The 17237-nt window shown below is 62.2% G+C and carries 16 protein-coding genes; 10 read left to right on the forward strand and 6 right to left on the reverse strand.

Translation table 11 applies throughout. The features are described from left to right. Positions 1-51 precede the first annotated feature (51 nt). The 3 genes from kdgD to PO860_RS08695 all read right to left on the reverse strand — a co-directional run bounded on the left by kdgD (position 52) and on the right by PO860_RS08695 (position 2762). A complete protein-coding gene (kdgD, locus tag PO860_RS08685) occupies positions 52-975 on the reverse strand; it encodes a 5-dehydro-4-deoxyglucarate dehydratase (protein ID WP_275038247.1) in 924 nt (307 codons plus the stop codon). Positions 976-1011: 36 nt separating this feature from the next. Further along, positions 1012-1986, reverse strand: a complete 975-nt coding sequence (locus PO860_RS08690; protein WP_272782616.1) for a mannonate dehydratase — start codon at positions 1984-1986, stop codon at positions 1012-1014. 65 nt (positions 1987-2051) lie between these two features. Then, positions 2052-2762: a FadR/GntR family transcriptional regulator gene (locus tag PO860_RS08695; RefSeq protein WP_183607398.1), complete on the reverse strand. Its 711-nt coding sequence runs from the start codon at positions 2760-2762 to the stop codon at positions 2052-2054. A gap of 130 nt (positions 2763-2892) precedes the next feature. Between PO860_RS08695 and PO860_RS08700 the strand changes: the two genes are divergently transcribed. Genes PO860_RS08700 through PO860_RS08720 form a run of 5 tightly spaced genes read left to right on the forward strand, consistent with a single transcriptional unit; the run spans position 2893 to position 8009 of the window. Further along, entirely contained in the window at positions 2893-4488 is a 1596-nt protein-coding gene (locus PO860_RS08700) for an ABC transporter substrate-binding protein (RefSeq protein WP_183607397.1), read from the forward strand. Between the two features lie 21 nt (positions 4489-4509). Beyond that, positions 4510-5538 (forward strand): ABC transporter permease, encoded by a 1029-nt coding sequence (locus PO860_RS08705; RefSeq protein ID WP_272782614.1) that lies wholly within the window; start codon positions 4510-4512, stop codon positions 5536-5538. Continuing rightward, positions 5535-6437 carry an ABC transporter permease gene (locus tag PO860_RS08710; RefSeq protein WP_130686386.1) on the forward strand — a complete coding sequence of 301 codons (903 nt, stop codon included), beginning with the start codon at positions 5535-5537 and terminating at the stop codon, positions 6435-6437. The genes PO860_RS08705 and PO860_RS08710 overlap by 4 nt, the downstream gene beginning before the upstream one ends. Continuing rightward, positions 6424-7269, forward strand: a complete 846-nt coding sequence (locus PO860_RS08715; protein WP_273885006.1) for an ABC transporter ATP-binding protein — start codon at positions 6424-6426, stop codon at positions 7267-7269. Before PO860_RS08710 ends, PO860_RS08715 begins: the two co-directional genes overlap by 14 nt. Next, positions 7266-8009, forward strand: coding sequence for an ABC transporter ATP-binding protein (locus PO860_RS08720; protein ID WP_183607393.1), 744 nt, complete (start codon positions 7266-7268; stop codon positions 8007-8009). The genes PO860_RS08715 and PO860_RS08720 overlap by 4 nt, the downstream gene beginning before the upstream one ends. Before the next feature lie 24 nt (positions 8010-8033). On the opposite strand, the gene PO860_RS08725 is transcribed toward PO860_RS08720, so the two are convergent. Further along, positions 8034-9089 carry a LacI family DNA-binding transcriptional regulator gene (locus PO860_RS08725; RefSeq protein WP_272782612.1) on the reverse strand — a complete coding sequence of 352 codons (1056 nt, stop codon included), beginning with the start codon at positions 9087-9089 and terminating at the stop codon, positions 8034-8036. A gap of 247 nt (positions 9090-9336) precedes the next feature. Between PO860_RS08725 and PO860_RS08730 the strand changes: the two genes are divergently transcribed. The 5 genes from PO860_RS08730 (at position 9337) to PO860_RS08750 (ending at position 16390) form a co-directional block, all read left to right on the forward strand. Then, on the forward strand, positions 9337-11859 hold the full coding sequence (locus tag PO860_RS08730) for a hypothetical protein (RefSeq protein WP_273885005.1): 2523 nt from the start codon (positions 9337-9339) through the stop codon (positions 11857-11859). A gap of 65 nt (positions 11860-11924) precedes the next feature. Continuing rightward, positions 11925-13184, forward strand: coding sequence for an ABC transporter substrate-binding protein (locus PO860_RS08735; RefSeq protein WP_183607390.1), 1260 nt, complete (start codon positions 11925-11927; stop codon positions 13182-13184). A gap of 11 nt (positions 13185-13195) precedes the next feature. Beyond that, complete coding sequence (locus PO860_RS08740) at positions 13196-14233, forward strand: carbohydrate ABC transporter permease (protein WP_272782610.1); 1038 nt, start codon at positions 13196-13198, stop codon at positions 14231-14233. Further along, positions 14230-15279 carry a carbohydrate ABC transporter permease gene (locus PO860_RS08745; RefSeq protein ID WP_273885003.1) on the forward strand — a complete coding sequence of 350 codons (1050 nt, stop codon included), beginning with the start codon at positions 14230-14232 and terminating at the stop codon, positions 15277-15279. The genes PO860_RS08740 and PO860_RS08745 overlap by 4 nt, the downstream gene beginning before the upstream one ends. 31 nt (positions 15280-15310) lie before the next feature. Then, positions 15311-16390, forward strand: coding sequence for an ABC transporter ATP-binding protein (locus tag PO860_RS08750; RefSeq protein ID WP_273882637.1), 1080 nt, complete (start codon positions 15311-15313; stop codon positions 16388-16390). A gap of 30 nt (positions 16391-16420) precedes the next feature. Here the strand turns inward: PO860_RS08750 and PO860_RS08755 are convergent, their stop codons facing one another. Then, positions 16421-16858: a DUF411 domain-containing protein gene (locus PO860_RS08755; protein ID WP_275035392.1), complete on the reverse strand. Its 438-nt coding sequence runs from the start codon at positions 16856-16858 to the stop codon at positions 16421-16423. Positions 16859-16940: 82 nt separating this feature from the next. Next, a complete protein-coding gene (locus tag PO860_RS08760) occupies positions 16941-17228 on the reverse strand; it encodes a copper-binding protein (RefSeq protein WP_273882635.1) in 288 nt (95 codons plus the stop codon). Positions 17229-17237 lie beyond the last annotated feature (9 nt).

A 17237-nucleotide genomic window follows, 5' to 3' on the forward strand; every position in this document is an offset into this window, starting at 1 on the left:
TGCGAACCGGACAGCCGCCGGGCCACCCCGGCGGCCTACTGCGGCGATATATTATTCCGCCGCGATCCGTGTGACGCCGTTTGCCTGGACGATCTTTTCCAGCAGCGCCAGCTCGTCCTGGGTAAGATCCGTCAGAGGCGGGCGCACGGGGCCTGGGTTTTGCCCGAGGACACGAAGCCCGGCCTTGATGATCGAGACGGCATATCCCTTCTTGCGGTTGCGCAAGGCGACGAAGGGGAAGAAGAAGCCCTTGAGGATCTGGTCGACGGTCGCCTGATCGCCGGTGCGCAAGGCGCCATAAAAGCGCTGGGCCAGCGCAGGGACGAAGTTGAAGACGGCCGAGGAGTAGGTCGTCACGCCGGCAGCAAAATAGGCCTGGGCATAGACCTCATGGGTCGGCATGCCGCCGACATAGACCAGACGGTCGGCGAGCAGCGTGGTGATCTCGATCACCTTGTCGACATCGCCGACGCCGTCCTTGAAGCCGATCAGGTTCGGGCATTCCTCCGCCAGGCGCGCAATGCTTTCGGCCGAAAGAATGGCGTTGTCGCGATTATAGACGATGACGCCGATGCCGACCGATTGGCAGACCGCCTTGACGTGGGCGATCAGGCCGGCCTGCTCGGCAAACATCAGATAGGGCGGCAGCAGCAATAGTCCGTCCGCGCCGGCCTTCTCGGCCGCCTGTGCGATCTCGATGGCGAGCGATGTGCCGTAGCCGGTTCCAGAGATGATCGGCGTCTTGCCGGCCGACGCCTTGGCGGCCCGGACGACCTGCGGAATCTCGGCAGGATTGAGGGAGAAAAACTCCCCGGTGCCACCGGCGGCAAACAGTGCGGCGGCGTCATAACCGGCAAGCCACTCGACATGGCGGCGGTACTTCGCTTCGTCGAATTTGAGCTGATCGTCGAAATGCGTGACCGGAAACGAGAGGAGACCACTACCAACGGCCTTCTTCAGTTCAATCGGGTTCATCCATGAAGTCCTATTCTTTGCGTGTTGAAGACCGTGTCAGGCGCTTTCCAGCACCTGCAGAAGGGCGGCGATATAGCCGTAGCAGAAGGCAAATGCGGTGGCGGTTGGATCCTTGCCGCTGACGGTCGGCACGTGGTCGGGCATCAGCATGTATTTGAAGCCCACCTCCTTGTAGATCCTGGCCGAGCGGACCATGTCCATGTCGCCTTCCTCGGGGAAGGTCTCCATGAAGGAAAGCTTGCCGCCGCGAATGTTGCGGAAGTGAACATTGAAGATCTTGCCGCGCTCGCCGAACCAGCGAATGACATCGTCGATCTCCTTGCCGGGATTTTCGAGCATCTCGCCGATCGAGCCCTGGCAGAAATTGAGGCCGTGATAGGGGTTTTCGTGCATCAGCACGAATTTCTTCAGGCCTTCCACCGTGCCGAGCACCCGCGTGACGCCGCGATAGCCGGGCGGCGTATAGGGATCGTGCGGGTGGCAGGCGAGCCTGACGCGGTTGCTTGCGGCGACCGGAACGACGCGCTCGAGGAAATAGTCGATCCGTTCCCAGTTTTCGTCTTCGGAGAGCACGCCGGCCAGACCTGGTTCGGCCCGCTGATCCGTCTTGTCCCAGCGGAAGCTGGCATTCATCGATCCGCCGCGCCCCGGTTCATCCGGCGTGCGGGGAATGCCGATCAGATTGAGATTATATTTGACGGCCGGAATGCCGGCTGCCGCCGCATTCTCGATCAGCTTGCAGACGGCGTCGATCTGCCTGTCGCGCTCGGGGCCGGCGAGCAGGATATCGGGATAGGAAGCCTTCTCGATCGGCTGCGAGGGCAGGGGCAACTGGATCATGTCGAGGATCAGGCCGAAGCTTTCGACCTTGTCGCGATGGCGCTCGAGGTCGGAAAGCGTCCAACTGCTCGGTTTTCCCGGCGGGTCGGCGTTGATATGCTTCACACCCAGTTGCGCGAAGATACGATAATCGTCGTCATCCCGCGCCGCGACCTGTGTTCCCAGATACATTTGAGTCTCTTTCCAAATCCAACAGTGTCATATGACATAATATGAATTTTGGAAGGTGTCGAGCCCTATTGCTGCTCGGCGAGCATGCGGTAACGCCGTTGGCTGGCCATCATATGCGCCCGCATCGCCTGGCGGGCGCGTTCCGGATCCTGGTCGGCGATCGCCGACAGGATTTCCACATGTTCGGCATAGACCTTTTGCAGATAATCCCGGTCATTGGCCTCAGGCAGCGTCGGAAACTGGCCGCGGGGGATGGCTCGGGGGCCGAAATGGCGGAGAACATCGACATAGAATCGGTTGTTCGTGGCGGCGGCAATCGCCATGTGGAAAGCGTAATCCGCCTCCACCGTCTGCTGTCCGGTCTCGATCAGCTGTGCCATTCTGCGGTTGGCTTCGCGGATCGCCGCCTCCTGCTCGGCGGTGCGGCGATAGGCGGCAATCGCCGCCGCTTCACCTTCGGCCGCCATGCGAAACTCCAGCAATTCCAGGGTTTCCGGGATGCTTTTGATTTCCACCGGCGTCAGCGACAGGTCGGAATGAACCTTCGGGTCGGCGACAAAGACGCCTTTGCCCTGGATCGGTTTGACGAAGCCCGCCGACCGCAGATCGGCAATTGCCTCGCGCACCACGGTGCGGCTGACGCCGAAGGTGGCTTCCAACTGCGGCTCGGTCGGCAGCTGGTCGCCGACACGCAGCTTCCCCGTTTCGATTTGCGCCCGCAGCTGATCGATGACCTGCTGTGCCAGTCTTTGCCGGCCGCGGCTGAGTGTCGTCATGTCCGTTCCCCATCCCTCTGCATCACGTCTTCCGTTCGGCTCTTGCAAATCATATTCGATCTCGTTAAATCATAATACGACATACGGACGACATAATATGTCTCTTATAGTAATCCAGGGAGGAGTTACAATGAAGCATTTTTCTAAGGGCTTATTCGTCGGCGCGGTCATGGGCGCCCTGACGGTCGCAGCGCCGCAGCTGCAAGCTGCGACACCGCAGGACCAGCTGGTTGTGGGCACATCGCTGGCGCAGGTTTTGTCGCTGGATCCGCAGCAGGCGACCGAAGGCAAAGCGGTCGAGATCATGTCGAACCTTTACGACCGGCTGGTCGCCAGTACGGCGGATGGCAAGATCCTTCCGCAGCTGGCGGAAAGCTGGAAAATTGACGACAAGGGCATCACATTCACGCTGCGCAAGGCCAATTTCGCCTCCGGCAATCCGGTCACCTCGAAGGACGTGGTCTATTCGCTGGCCCGGCTCCTGAAGATGGATCAGGCTGCCGCCGCCAACCTCAAGCGCGTCGGCTACGACAAGAACAATGTCGAAAAGCTTGTCACGGCGGTGGACGATCAGACGGTGCGGATCGATCTCTCCGACCAGGTGACGGCAGAGCTTCTGCTCTACCGGCTGACGACGACCACCACCAGCGTGGTCGACAGCGTCGAGGTCGAGAAACACGCCGTCGACAATGACTATGGAAACGCCTGGATGCGGACGCATTCGGCCGGCTCCGGTCCGTTCACCCTCAATCGCTGGTCTCCGAACGAGCTTGTCATTCTCGATGCCAACAAAGACTATATGACCGGCGCGCCGAAGATGAAGCGCGTCATCGTCCGCCATGTGCCGGAAAGCCAGGTCGAGCGGCTGATGCTCGAGCGCGGCGATATCGATATTGCCAGCGCGCTGACGGCATCCGATCTCGCGACGTTCAAGGACAAGCAAGGCTTTGCCATCCAGCGTATTCCGACGGGCGGTTTCTACGTGCTGTCGATGAATGTCGGCAACCAGTACCTCTCCAACCCGAAGGTCCGCGAGGCCATCGCCTACGGCATCGATTACAAGGGCATCGAAAAGACCATCATGGGTCCTTACGGCCGGGCGAGAAACGTTCCCGTTCCGGAGAATTTCGAATATGCCATCCCGAACCCCGATTGGCATCTCGACGTCGAAAAGTCCAAGCAGCTGTTGAGCGAGGCCGGCTTCAAGGACGGCTTCTCGCTGACGCTGAAGACCATTGCGCAGACGCCGCGTATCGATCTTGCCACCGCCATCCAGGCATCGCTTGCTCAGGTCGGCATCAAGATCGACATCCAGCAGGGCAACGGCTCGGAAATCATTGCCGCCCATCGCGCCAGGGATTTCGATCTGCTGATCCCCCAGACCAGCGCCTACATGCCGAACGTGCTCGGCTCGATGGAGCAGTTTTCCTCCAATCCCGATAACTCGAAGGAAGCCAACAATGCCGGCAACTTCGTCTGGCGCTCGGCCTGGGACATTCCCGAACTGACGGCCCTGACGGCGAAAGCATCGATGGAGCCGGACGCCAAGAAGCGCGGCGAACTCTACGTCCAGATGCAGAAAATGTTCGTGGATCAGAAGCCGGCCGTGCTGCCGCTGTTCGAGCGCTTTGAGCCGATCGTCCTCAACAGCAAGGTGCAGGGATATATCGGGCATCCGTCTCAGCTGACGCGTCTCGAGAGCGTGACCAAGGTAGAAACCCAGTAAGACTCCCAGGGCAAGCCGATCATGAAGGAACTCTCCGTAGCCGAATTTGGCCGACGCCTGGCGCATTTGCTGGTCAGCCTGTTCATCCTCCTCTGTGTAACCTTCGTGATCGGCCGCATCTTGCCCAACGATCCGGTCGGCGCGATTGTCGGCGAGCTCGCCGATCCCGCCGCCTATGCGGCGATGCGGGCGCGTCTCGGCCTCGACCTGCCGATCTACCAGCAGTTTTTCCTCTATCTGAACGGGCTGGCGCATGGTGATTTCGGCACGGCCGTCCTCACCGGCAATCCCGTCTCTTCGGACCTTGCCCAGGCGTTTCCGGCAACATTCGAACTCGCGACGCTGGCGGTGATCATTTCGACCTTCGTCGGTGTCCCGCTCGGGCTTGTCGCGGCCCTCTTTCGCGACAGCTTCATCGACAAGACGGCGCGGGTGGTGGCGCTCGTCGGCCATTCGATCCCGGTCTTCTGGTTCGGCATCGTCGGGCTGGTCATCTTCTATGCCGGCCTCAATTGGGTCGGCGGCCCGGGCAGGATCGATGTCTTCTACGAAGGCCTCGTCACGCCGAGAACCGGCCTCTTGCTGGTCGACAGCCTGTTGCAGGGCGAGACGGAAATCTTCTGGAATGCGCTCGGCCATATCATTCTGCCGGCCGTCATCCTCGCCTATGCTGCGATGGCCTACATCACCCGCATGACACGCAGCTTCACCCTGGAGCAGTTGAGCCAGGATTATGTCATTGCGGCCCGAGCCAAGGGTGTAAGCCCGCTCGGCACGATCTGGCACCACGTCCTGCCGAACATTGCGGTGCAACTGATCACTATCCTTGCCATTTCCTATGGCGGTCTGCTCGAAGGCGCTGTCGTGACCGAGATCGTTTTCTCCTGGCCGGGCATTGGCCAGTACATGACGAACGCGCTGATGATCGGCGACATGAACGCCATCGTCGCCGCCACCATCATTGTGGGATTCATTTTCATGTTGTTGAACTTCCTGGCCGACGTCGCTTACGCCGTCTTTGATCCGCGCATGCGGGAGGCGGCCCGATGAGCGACGTTATTCGCAGCGAGATTCAGATCCGCCCTCCAAGTGTGTCGACCCGTATCGCGGCGTCGTTTGCGCGCGCCGGCCGCAAATTGGCGGCCGAGCCGCTTGGTCTTGGAGGGTTCGTCATCCTCGGTCTGCTTTGCTTGATCGCAATCTTCGCGCCGCTCCTGGCGCCCTACGATCCGGCGATACAGGCGCTTGGCGATGCCTTGCAGCCGCCGAGCCTCGCGCATCTGGCCGGCACGGACGAATTCGGTCGCGACATCTTGAGCCGCCTCATCTTCGGCACGCGCATCACCATCCAGACCGTGCTGTCGATCTCCTTGATCGTCGGCCCGATCGGCCTGTTGATCGGCGTTGTCGCGGGCTTCTTCGGCGGACGCATCGATGCGCTGCTGATGCGCGCCACCGATATCGTTCTGTCCTTCCCGTCGCTGATCCTGGCTCTGGCTTTTGCTGCGGCACTCGGCGCCGGCTTGACCACGGCCATCATCGCGATCTCGCTGACCGCATGGCCGCCGATTGCCCGGCTCGCGCGCGCCGAGGCGCTTGTCGTCAGAAACGCCGATTATGTGGTCGCCGCCCGCCTTTATGGCGCCTCGCCGATGCGCATTCTTCTCCTCTATATCGCACCGATGTGCGTCCCGTCGGTCATCGTTCGCCTGACGCTCAACATGGCGGGCATCATTCTGACGGCAGCTTCGCTTGGCTTCCTCGGGCTTGGCGCCCAGCCGCCGGCGCCGGAATGGGGCGCGATGATCTCCAGCGGCCGCAAGTTCATGCTGGATTATTGGTGGGTTGCCGTGATGCCGGGTATCGCCATCCTCCTCACCAGCCTTGCCTTCAACATCGCCGGAGATGCTCTGCGCGACATTCTGGATCCTCGCCATGCAAGATCGTGATCGGCAGCCCGTTCTTTCCGTCGAGGGATTGAGTGTCCGTTTCGGGCGAGGCGCCGTGCCTGCCGTCTCCAATGTCAGTTTCGACGTCGGGCGCGAACGCGTCGGCATCGTCGGAGAATCCGGTTCCGGCAAATCGACGACCGGTCGCGCCATCATGGGTCTGCTGCCGCCGGCGGCGGTCGTCACCGCCGAACGTCTGGATCTCGGCGGCGATCCGCTGCTGTTAAAGAGCGAGCGGCAGATGGGCGCGCTTCGCGGCAAGGATATCGCTTTGATCATGCAGGATCCGCGTTATTCGCTGAATCCGGTGCTGTCGATCGGCAAGCAGATCGCCGAAGCCGCTCGCCTTCACCTCGGTCTTGGCAAGAGCCAGGCCTTTGACGCGGCCCGCGCCATGCTGGAGCGCGTGCGCATCAGCGATCCGGACCGGGTCATGGCGCTTTATCCCCACCAGATATCGGGCGGCATGGGCCAGCGCGTGATGATCGCCATGATGTTGCTGGCGCGGCCGAAGCTCGTCATCGCCGACGAGCCGACCTCGGCGCTCGATGTCAGCGTTCGCAAGGACGTGCTGCTGCTGCTCGATGAACTGGTGCGCGAGAACAATTCCGGACTGCTGTTGATCAGCCACGACATTCGCATGGTGGCAGCCTTTTGCGAGCGCATCATCGTCATGTATGCCGGCCGGATCGTTGAGACCCTTACCCGTCTCGAGGACGCCCGCCATCCCTATACTTGCGGGCTGATCGCTGCGCTGCCCGACCCCAGGAATCCGGTTCGCCGGCTTGCGGTTCTCGACAGGACGAAACTCGATCTGGAGACGGTGCAATGATCAATGTGCGTGACCTCGATGTCGTCTTTGCCTCCGGCAAATCAAGCAACCATGTCGTCAGGGGCATCAGTTTTCAGGTTGGCCAGGGGGAGACGCTCGGCATTGTCGGTGAATCCGGATGTGGCAAATCGACGGTGCTGCGGTGTCTCGCCGGCATGGAGGCCGGCTGGACCGGCCAGATCGAGCTTGGCGCCAAACCGATCGGCAAGAAGCGCTCCCGCGAAGAGCTGAAATTCGCTCAGATGGTGTTTCAGGACCCATACGGATCCCTGCATCCGCGCCATCGTATCGGCACCGCCTTGGCCGAGCCGCTGCGCGCCATGCGCCATTCGGATATCTGGTCGAAGGTCGAGAGGGCGTTGATCCAGGTGGGTTTGCCGGCGAGTTTCGCAAACCGTTTTCCGCATGAGCTTTCCGGCGGCCAGCGGCAGAGGGTGGCAATCGCCCGGGCCCTGATCCTGTCGCCGCCCATCCTGTTGCTCGACGAGCCGACATCGGCGCTCGATGTCTCGGTCCAGGCCGAAATCCTCAACCTGCTTGCCGATCAGCGCGAGGAAAAGGGCCTGACCTATCTCCTTGTCAGCCACGACCTCGCGGTCATCGCCCATATGTGCGACCGGGTGCTGATCATGAAGAATGGTTGCTTCGTCGACGAACTCACCAGAGCGGATCTGCAGGCCGGCACCACCCATGATGCCTATGCGCGAGAACTGTTTGAGGCGAGCTTTATCGAGGCTTGATATCGTCGAACGTGTGGTGTGGGTTCAGCGCCCCTCCGTCACGGCATGGACGCGCCTGACAGCCGCCACGCTGCCCCTTTCGACGAGATGGCAGGCAAGCTCGACCCGCCGCCGTGGGGCCGCAAGACCGAGCATCATGTCGCGCAGCAGATCGAGCGCGGTGGCGCCGAGCTCGCGCATCGGAATATGCACCGTCGAGAGCGGCGGATTGAGAAAGGCCGATTGCGGCAGGTCGTCTATGCCCATAACTGAGATGTCCTGCGGTACTGCATAACCCATCGCCTGCAATCCGCGCACTGCGCCATTGGCAAGGCTGTCGCCCGCCGTCAGGATGGCGGTGAAGGTGAGGCCTTTTTCGCGGATAACACGGGTGACGGCTTCTGCGCCGAGTTCCGGTAGCCAGTCGTCGACCTCGAGCACCAGATCGGCGTCGGCCGTCAGCCCATGATGCTGCAGGGCATCGCGCCAGCCCTCCAGGCGCCGCTCGATCGTTCGCCGTCCCGGCCTCAGCATGAACAGGATGCGTTGATGCCCGGCCTTGATCAGCCGCTCTGCGGCAATGAAGGCGGCCGAGCGGTTGCAGGGCGTCACACTCGAAAGCCGCATATAGGGATCGTCGCTGTTGACCAGAACGACAGGCTTTCCGAGGCTGGCGGCCTCCGCCAGCATATCCTCATCGTCAACGGTCAGGATCAGCATGCCGCCGAAACTCGGATCGTCCCGCATCTCGGCGACGACGCGCGCTTCATCACCCTTGTCGGCGACGGGGCGCATTGCCACCTCGATGCCGAGGGCGGCCGCGCGCGCATTCAATCCTTCGAGCACGTAGAGGGTGAACTGGTTGCGGACATAGTCGATCATTGCCGCGCCGGAGGCGACGAGCATGACCTTCTTGCCGGCAACGCTTGCCGGCAGGGCGTAGCTAACCGCACTTGCCGTTTCCAGCACCAGCTTGCGAATCTCCGGCCTGACGCCCTTTTCGCCGGCCAGCGCACGCGACACCGTGCTGATCGAGACGCCGCATCTGGCGGCAATGTCGTCGAGCCGCGTGCGCCTGCCTTTTTTCTCTTCCGCCGCCATGCCATCTCCTCGCTCTGAGCTACTATGCAAAAATCTTTCAGATTGCGCAAATGGAATGCCTATGCACAATTGTTGCCTGAGGAGTCCGCGACAAGCGGCAGAGCAGGGAGGCTTTGAAGATGCGGCTTGAGGGCCAATCCATGCGTCGGCGTTTTACCCGGCGTCTCAAGGATCGAGCATGATGCCGAAAAGTGTGAGCGGTTTTCGGACGACATCATGCTCTAGCTGTTCCAGGGCGGGCTGAAATATGACCACTGAGCAGCAATCCCATCTCCGCCGCGCAACGGCGAAGGATAGCCCGATCGTCTACTGGCAGCTCGCCCATCTGTGGCAGGAGCGCTACGACGTCGCCGACCGCCCGATGGACGGCAGCATGGATCCGTTTTTCTTCGTCACCAAGACGAAGAACTTCATCCCGCATGAATATCCCTGCCGCACCGAGTTCAAAAAATCCTTCTCCGGCCGGCGGCCGCAACCGACTGCCGAATTCGAAGCCATCCGCTGGTGGCTTCCCTTTGCTTCCCCGCGTGTCGATCTCTCCGGCTTCTGGTTCCGCCCGACACGCATCGGGTGCTGGGCGCGCACCTTCCTCGATGCCCGGTCGACGGGGCGTGCGACGCTGCGCCTGTCGACCTGCGGCGGCGCGATCCTCTTCGTCAATGGCCGTGAGCAGGGTTTCATGGCGCCTTACCAGCGCAATCTCGAAGCCGAGCAGCTGTTTGAGGTCGAGCTTACGGCCGGTCTCAACGAGATCCGCGTCTATTTCGACGATCTCGCCGAGCGCGACGCGCGCTTCTATTTCCAGCTGGATTATGTCGAAGGACCGGAAGTTGAAGCCGCCGTGCCCGTTCCCATCGCCGCCGGCGATGCGGATGCGCTGGAGGTCATCCTCGAAGGCATGCGCTTCGACCGCACCGCCTATCTCGGCGAAGACGTGGCGATCCTCTTCCCCGTGCCGCTGCCGGTGGCGCTGAACTGTCATGTTGAGATCGAAGGCGACTTCATGTCGAGCGAACGCTTCGACTATGATTTCGAGCTGGAAGCGGGAGCAACCAAGCTGGAACTCGGCGCCTCGGCGGATATGCCCGCCGATTTCCGCCATTTCCGGATCACCTTCAAAACAGGCGAGCTTTCGCTCGGTCGCACGCTCGGCGTCGAGATCTGTCATCCCCAACGCCAGGGGGAAGCGCCCGCCGCCCTAGAGGACCGCGTCGCCGAGGCGCTGGCCGAGGTCGCCGCCCATTCCGAGCCCGATACGGTCTGTGCTTTCGCGCGTCTTGCGCTGGGGCAGGGCGGGGAGGACACCGAGGCGATGATCTCGGCGATGCTTCCCGTCATCGAGGATTGCCACGACTGCGCCGATTTCGTGCTGGTGCCGCTTCTCTTTGCCTATACGCGCTGGAGCGATCTGCTGTCACCTGAGCTGCGCGACAGGATCGAGCACGCCGTCCTCAATTACCGCTACTGGATGGATGAGCCCGGCAACGACGTTCAGTGGTATTTTTCCGAAAACCACGCTCTTCTCTTCCATACGGCCGCCTATCTCGGCGGCAGGCTTTTCCCCGATGCCGTCTTTGTCCGCTCCGGCCGCACCGGCGCCGAGCAGATGCAGGTCGGCGAAGAGCGTGTCCGCGCCTGGCTTGATCATTTCGAGCGCTGGGAAATGGCCGAGTGGAATTCCGTTCCTTATTTCCCGATCGACGTCAAGGGGCTGACGGCGCTGGCCGCCTGCGCGCCGGATGAGACGATCCGCAACCGGGCAAGCGCCAGCATCGTCCGCCTGATGGAGATCGTCGCCCGCTCGGCCCATCATGGCATGATGACCGGCAGCCAGGGTCGCTCCTATGAACATACGCTGCGTCCCGGCCGCTCGGTCGAACTCTCCGCCATTGCCCGGCTGCTCTGGGGCCGCGGCTGGTACGGCCGGCGTGTCCACGCTTTACCACAGCTTGCCGTCTGCATTCGCGATCATGGCCTACGTTTTCCAGAAGCGCTTGCGGCGATTGCGGCGCACCAGTCCGACGACGCGCAGGAATGGACCTTTTCCCAGGGCGAAAACCGTTTCGCCGCCCTCTATCACTATAAGACCCGTGACACCGCGCTCGGCACCATCGCCCATTATCGACCCGGCGCCTGGGGCTATCAGGAGACGGTGCTGCATCTGCGCTTGGGCGACCGGCCGGAACCGCAGATCTGGATCAATCATCCCGGCGAGACCATACAATTCGGATATGGCCGGCCGAGCTTCTGGGGCGGCTGCGGAACGCTGCCGCGCGTGCATCAGTATCGCGATCTGGCGATCCTCGATTTCGAGATCCATGAGGGCCAGCCGGATTTCACCCATGCCTGGTTCCCGCTCGAGGCCTTCGACGACACGGTGGTCGACGGCAATCTGGCGCTCGCCCGCTCCGGCAACGGCATTGCGATGCTGATCGGCAACGGCGCACTGGAGCCGGTGAAACAAGGCCCGACGACGGATATCGAGCTGCGACTGGCCGGCCGCAAGGGCCGCTGGATCGTCCGTCTCTCCGATATCGGGCGCGAGGGTGGCCTTGACGGCATGCAGGCGCGTTTCGCCACGCTTTCGGCCCGCCGCGACGAAGAGGGCGCACTGATCGTCGTCGATCCGGATTATGGCCGGGTCGTCTTCGAAGAGGACGGCACCGTGCGCGCCGAAGGCCGCATTCTTCGCCCGACGGACTGGTCGGTGCGGGGAGACGCGGTACATCTGAAGATACCGGGCAGGCAGCCTCGGCGCGCGGCCTCGTAGACGACATGTCCGGCAGGTGGAGGACCGGCCGGACGCAGGAATTGATCGGTCAAGTGGAGGAGAAAATGACCAGAATGAAATCGATCGGCGCGGCTTTTGCTGCAATTCTCTTGAGTTCCGTTGCCGCCCATGCCGGCGACGTGCGCATCATGTGGTATTCCGACGGCGGCGAAGGCGCTGTCGTCAAGGATCTGCTGGCGCGCTTCTCCAAGGCCAATCCTGACATCAACGTCATCCTCGACGAGGTCTCCTACGACGTCGTCAAGGAACAACTGCCGGTGCAGCTTGAAGCCGGGCAGGGGCCGGATATCGCCCGCGTCACCAATCTGAAGGCGCAGGCACAGCATTGGCTCGATCTTCGCCCGCTCCTGGCCGATGCGAAATATTGGGACGATAATTTCGGTGCCCAGGCCGACTGGATGCGTCCCGACGGCTCGAACGCCATCACCGGCTTCATGACCCAGTTGACGCTGACCGGCGGCTTCGTCAACAAGACGCTGTTCGAACAGGCCGGCGTTGAAATTCCCGGCCCGAAGGCCACCTGGGACGACTGGGCGGCGGCAGCCAGGAAGGTCGCCGACAGCCAGAAGGTCTTCGCCATGGCGATCGACCGCTCCGGCCACCGCGTCTCCGGCCCGAACATTTCCTACGGCGCCAACTATATCGCCGCCGACGGCAAGCCGGCGCCGATCGATCAGGGCGCCAAGGAGTTCCTCAGCCGCTTCGTCAAGTGGAATGAGGATGGCACCGTCAACAAGGATGTCTGGGTCAGTGCCGCCGGCACCACCTACCGCTCCGCCGCCGAAGACTTCATCAATGGCGGCCTCGCCTATCTCTACTCCGGCAGCTGGCAGATCTCGGGCTTTGCCCAGAAGATCGGCGACAGTTTCGACTGGGTGATGGCGGGAAGCCCCTGCGGCACGGTTGCCTGCACCGGCATGCAGGGCGGCGCCGGTCTGGTGGCCGTCAAATACACCAAGAACCCGAAGGACGTCGCCAAGGTGATGGATTACCTGGCAGGTGCCGACGTGCAGAAGGAGTTCGCCGAGCGCAGCCTGTTCATTCCGGCGCATAAGGGCGTGGCCGCCGGCCAGATGGACTTCAAGACCGACAATCCGCATGTGCAGGCGGCGCTGAAGGCCTTCGTCGAATCGGCCGGCCAGACGGCGGCACCGGCGATGAAGCTGCCGGGCTGGAAGTGGTCCGACGCCTATTACAGCGCCATCGTCGCCCGCATCAGCCAGGTGATCGCCGGCGAAATGAAGCTCGACGATGCCTATGCCCGCATCGACGAGGACATTAAGGCCAAGGTTGGCGGCAACTGACGGACGAACGCATGGCGGAGAAGACGGTTTATTCCGAACCACCTGTCAAAACCGGTCTGCGGCAGGCGCTCTCGGCGCCTGTCCGGCTCCTCATGGGGCTGGTCGATATTCCCATGCGCGGTTGGCAGAAGCTGACCGGGCTGAACGGCATGGCGGGCGTCTTCCTGGCGCCGAACATGCTGATCTTTTCCGTCTTCGTGCTGCTGCCGCTGGTCATCAACTTCCTCTATTCGACGACGAGCGGCAGCGCCATCTTCCTGCAGAACAGGACCTATGTCGGCGCCGATCAGTACCGCATCCTCTTCGATTGCGGCTCTTATCTCGATCCTTCGACCTGCGCGGCCGACACCTTCTGGGCGGCCGTGCGCAACACCGCCGTCTTCGTCGTCTTCCAGGTCACAGTCATGCTGATCGCAGCGCTCGCAACGGCGCTGATCCTCAACCGCGAGCTTTCCAATCGCGGCTTCTGGCGCGCTGTCTTCTTCTTCCCGGTGCTGCTGTCGCCTGTTGTCGTCGGCCTGATCTGGAAATGGATCCTCCAGCGTGAAGGCCTGCTGAACTACGCGTTGAGCCCCTTCGGTTTTGAGCCCTTCTCCTGGCTCAGCGATCGTTTCTGGGCCTTCTTCTTCGCCGTCTTCGTTTCGGTCTGGGCGCATATGGGCTTTTACGCGCTGATCCTGCTCGCCGGCCTGCAGGCGATCCCCAGGGATCTCTACGAGGCGGCGGCGATGGACAAGGCGAGCCCCACCCGCATCTTCCGGCGCATCACCCTGCCGCTGCTGATGCCGAACCTCATCGTCGTCCTGGTCCTCGCGCTGATCCGTGCCGTGCAGATCTTCGACGAGGTCTTCGTGCTCACCGGCGGCGGGCCGGGCACCAGCACCATGTATATCACCCAGTATATTTACGAGACCGGCTTTGCCAGTTCGCTGCGCAACCCGGGGCTTGCCTCGGCCGCCTCGATCCTGATGGGCATCGTGCTCGTCATCCTGACGCTGGTCCAGCTTGGGGTCAGTAGTCGCAACGAGAAGAAGGGAGCACGCCAATGAGCGCTGTCGGCACCTTCCTGCTTCGCCGCCGCGGCCGTGGCTGGCATTGGACGGATGTGGTCACCTGGATCTGGCTGATCTCGGGCGTGATCCTGATGTTCGGCCCGGCCGTCTGGCTGGTCTTCTCCTCCTTCAAGACGCCGGCGGCCCTTGCCGAGTTCCCGCCGTCCGTCCTGCCCTATGTCACCGAACAGGCAGTGGTGCCGGGATACGACAAGCCGTTGCCGCTCTATAATGTCGCAATGCCGGATGGCAGCGCGCGTGTGCTCGCCGAAGTCCGCCGCATCGGCATCATGGGCCAGATGGTCGATCCGAAACAGCCGGGCGACATCGTCAAGGTCAACATCAAGGACCGCACGCCGGTGCGCAAGGTGGAATTCGCCGGCGGCAATTACACCGAACCGTTCCAGCGCTTCGATTTCTTCCTGTTCCTGCGCAACTCCGTTTTCGTGACCGTCGTGGCGACTGTCATCACGCTGCTCGTCAATTCCATGGCCGCCTTCGCGCTGTCGAAATACCAGTTCCCCGGCCGTACCGCCGTCATGCTGATGATCCTGGCGACGCTGATGGTGCCGCTCTCGGTCATCGTCGTGCCGCTCTATTCCGTCATCGGCACGCTGAACCTGTTCGACAGCCTCTGGGGCGTCATCCTGCCGACGGTCGCCACCCCCACGGGCGTCTTCCTGCTCCGCCAATACATGCTGACCATCCCCGACGAATTGCTCGACGCCGCGCGCATGGACAAGGCCAGCGAATGGCAGATCTACTGGCGCATCATCCTGCCGCTGTCGGCGCCGGCGCTGGCGGTGCTGGCGATCTTCTCGGTCGTCTGGCGCTGGAACGACTTCCTCTGGCCGCTGATCGTGCTCTCGCGCAAGGAACTCTACACGCTGCAGGTCGGCCTCAACGTCTATGCCGGCGAGCTCAATGTGCAATGGCACTACATCCTCGCCATGACCGTTGTCTCGATGATACCCGTCGTGCTGATCTTCGTCTTCCTGCAGCGCTTCATTACGACAGGCATCGCCGGCTCGGGGCTCAAATAGGCCACCTTAAAAGAAGAAAACAGGAGAGTGCATGAGCGGGCTCGAGCTCAGGAACATCGTCAAGAATTTCGGCGCCGTCGAGGTCATCCGCGATGTCTCGCTTGAGGTCAATGACGGCGAGTTCGTCGCTTTCGTCGGCCCGTCCGGCTGCGGGAAATCGACGCTGCTGCGGCTGATCGCCGGCCTCGATAAGCCCACCGGCGGCAGCATCGCCATCGACGGCAAGGATGTCACCGGGATCGGCGCCGCCGATCGCGGCCTGGCCATGGTCTTCCAGTCCTACGCGCTCTATCCGCATATGAGCGTACGCGAGAATCTCGCCTTCGGTTTGGAGAACACCAAGGTGGCAAAGGCCGAGATCGAAGCGCGCATCGCTGACGCCGCCCGCATGCTGGAGATCGAGCCTTTCCTGCAGCGTCGTCCGGGCCAGCTCTCCGGCGGCCAGCGCCAGCGCGTCGCCATCGGCCGAGCCATCGTGCGGCGGCCGGATGCCTTCCTACTCGACGAGCCGCTGTCCAATCTCGATGCCGAACTCAGGGTCAGCATGCGCGCCGAACTCGCCGCCCTCCACGCCCGTCTCAAGGCGACGATGATCTATGTCACTCATGACCAGGTCGAGGCGATGACGCTTGCCAACCGCATCGTCGTGCTGAGAGGCGGCAGGATCGAGCAGGTGGGAACGCCGCTGGAACTCTACAACAAGCCGGCCAACCGCTTCGTCGCCGGTTTCATCGGCGCGCCGCATATGAATTTCCTGGAAGGCGCCATCGTCGGCCACGACGGCGGTTTCACGCAAGTCGAAACAGTCGGCGGCCAGCGGCTTTCCGTTGTTGCCCGGGAGGCGCATCCGATCGGCGAGAGAGTCAGCATCGGCATCCGGCCGCAACACATCACCCTCGCCGACGCGGGTTCAGCGGGCAGGCTGGATACCCGTGTTACCCTTGTCGAGGAACTGGGCTCGGAGACCGTCGTCCACGCCGACGCAGGCGGGAAGAAACTGATTGCCGTCTTTGCCGGCCAGCAGCGGTTGAAATCCGGCGACAGCCTACCGCTGCATCTCGATCCCGAGGTCCTGCACCTCTTCGGCGAGGAGGGACGGCGTCTGTCTTAAGCGGCGGCTCGCGCTTGATTGATCCAGGCGTCAAGCCTTCCGAGGACGAACCTCCATAAACACGTATGGCGCGCCGGTTCCCGAGGGGATCGCATAGACGTCATAGACCGTGGCCGGATCGACACCCATTCCCAATGTGCCGGACGGCATCCCCGGCACGGCCAGTCCTCGGACCGGCGGCCGCTCTCGGAGCAGGCGCTGCACGGCATCGAGCGGAATATGTCCCTCAAGGTAGTATTCCTCCACGACAGCGCTATGGCATCCTTCCATTTCGGCAGGAACGCGAAGCCGTGCCTTGACTGCGGCAAGGTCGTCGGTGTTGCGGAGATCGACGGAATAACCTGCCTCTGCCATTGCTTTCGCCCATTCGTGGCAACAGCCGCAATTCGGGTCCTTGTAGACAGTCATTTTTGCCGGAGCCGTGGCACGAGCCTTTCCGCCCAGGAACACCAGGGCAGAGCCCGCCATTGCAATGAAACTTCTTCTTCCGGGCATCGTCTGCGCTCCTCGATGTCCTGCCGCCCGGATCGACCCGGGCGGCAGGAGGCGGTTATTTTACATTGGTGACGGTCAGCTTGCCATTCACACGCTCGGCAACGAACTCGACATTCGCGCCTTCTTTCAGTTTCTCGATCAGAGCCGGGTCTTCGACGCGGAAGACCATCGTCATCGCAGGCATGTCGAGGTTCTTCAGGTCCTCATGCTTGATCGTGACCTTATTTGCCTTTGTGTCGACCTTGTTGACGACACCCTTGGTGAATTCCTCAGCGAATGCGCCGAAGGCTGCGCTGGCGCAGAGCAGGGTGGCGATGCCGATTTTGATCATTGCAGTTTTCATGCGTGTAGC

Source organism: Rhizobium binxianense (genome assembly GCF_028994275.1).
GTDB classification, from domain to species: Bacteria; Pseudomonadota; Alphaproteobacteria; order Rhizobiales; family Rhizobiaceae; genus Rhizobium; species Rhizobium binxianense.

Bases quoted from the DNA above. Each gene is read 5' to 3' on its own strand.
- kdgD (WP_275038247.1), bottom strand. From the start codon at position 975: ATGAACCCGATTGAACTGAAGAAGGCCGTTGGTAGTGGTCTCCTCTCG.
- PO860_RS08690 (WP_272782616.1), bottom strand. From the start codon at position 1,986: ATGTATCTGGGAACACAGGTCGCGGCGCGGGATGACGACGATTATCGT.
- PO860_RS08695 (WP_183607398.1), bottom strand. From the start codon at position 2,762: ATGACGACACTCAGCCGCGGCCGGCAAAGACTGGCACAGCAGGTCATC.
- PO860_RS08700 (WP_183607397.1), top strand. From the start codon at position 2,893: ATGAAGCATTTTTCTAAGGGCTTATTCGTCGGCGCGGTCATGGGCGCC.
- PO860_RS08705 (WP_272782614.1), top strand. From the start codon at position 4,510: ATGAAGGAACTCTCCGTAGCCGAATTTGGCCGACGCCTGGCGCATTTG.
- PO860_RS08710 (WP_130686386.1), top strand. From the start codon at position 5,535: ATGAGCGACGTTATTCGCAGCGAGATTCAGATCCGCCCTCCAAGTGTG.
- PO860_RS08715 (WP_273885006.1), top strand. From the start codon at position 6,424: ATGCAAGATCGTGATCGGCAGCCCGTTCTTTCCGTCGAGGGATTGAGT.
- PO860_RS08720 (WP_183607393.1), top strand. From the start codon at position 7,266: ATGATCAATGTGCGTGACCTCGATGTCGTCTTTGCCTCCGGCAAATCA.
- PO860_RS08725 (WP_272782612.1), bottom strand. From the start codon at position 9,089: ATGGCGGCGGAAGAGAAAAAAGGCAGGCGCACGCGGCTCGACGACATT.
- PO860_RS08730 (WP_273885005.1), top strand. From the start codon at position 9,337: ATGACCACTGAGCAGCAATCCCATCTCCGCCGCGCAACGGCGAAGGAT.
- PO860_RS08735 (WP_183607390.1), top strand. From the start codon at position 11,925: ATGACCAGAATGAAATCGATCGGCGCGGCTTTTGCTGCAATTCTCTTG.
- PO860_RS08740 (WP_272782610.1), top strand. From the start codon at position 13,196: ATGGCGGAGAAGACGGTTTATTCCGAACCACCTGTCAAAACCGGTCTG.
- PO860_RS08745 (WP_273885003.1), top strand. From the start codon at position 14,230: ATGAGCGCTGTCGGCACCTTCCTGCTTCGCCGCCGCGGCCGTGGCTGG.
- PO860_RS08750 (WP_273882637.1), top strand. From the start codon at position 15,311: ATGAGCGGGCTCGAGCTCAGGAACATCGTCAAGAATTTCGGCGCCGTC.
- PO860_RS08755 (WP_275035392.1), bottom strand. From the start codon at position 16,858: ATGGCGGGCTCTGCCCTGGTGTTCCTGGGCGGAAAGGCTCGTGCCACG.
- PO860_RS08760 (WP_273882635.1), bottom strand. From the start codon at position 17,228: ATGAAAACTGCAATGATCAAAATCGGCATCGCCACCCTGCTCTGCGCC.